The organism is Streptomyces sp. P17 (assembly GCF_032436805.1).
In the GTDB taxonomy this organism is placed as follows: domain Bacteria; phylum Actinomycetota; class Actinomycetes; order Streptomycetales; family Streptomycetaceae; genus Streptomyces.
In genome coordinates this window covers 1-319 of the sequence record NZ_JAVRBF010000532.1, presented here as the reverse complement: position 1 = coordinate 319, position 319 = coordinate 1, and the positions used below count along the sequence as shown (strand labels likewise).

Here is a 319-nt window from a genome sequence, read left to right as displayed (position 1 = left end):
CAACCCGTGCAACCAGGCGCCCTCGGTCACGGCGGCGGGGTAAAGCGCGCCGCGCAGCCATAGCTCTTCCATGCCGCCGGCCCAGGGTTCGGTCACAAGAAAAGCAAGGATATTCAGAAATATCAGCGCGTTGCGCACATAGGCCGGGGCGTCGGAGGGGTTGTGATCGCGGATCGGGAACATGGGCGTCCTCTTTTGCCGCCATCGTGGCCCGTGGCTGGCGCGCTGACAAGGCCTTGTTCACCGTCGCCACCACTGCCACCGCCGGCGCGGGCGGAGAGGAGGGAGGGCCCTCGGGCCCTCCCTCTTGAGCCTGCGG

Annotated in this window: 1 protein-coding gene; it reads right to left on the bottom strand. The window is 67.7% G+C overall.

Going from position 1 to position 319, the window contains the following annotated elements; all coding sequences use genetic code 11:
* On the bottom strand, nt 1-183 hold a 183-nt coding region (locus RMT89_RS41995), incomplete at its 3' end, for a hypothetical protein (RefSeq protein WP_315889018.1).
* Nucleotides 184-319 lie beyond the last annotated feature (136 nt).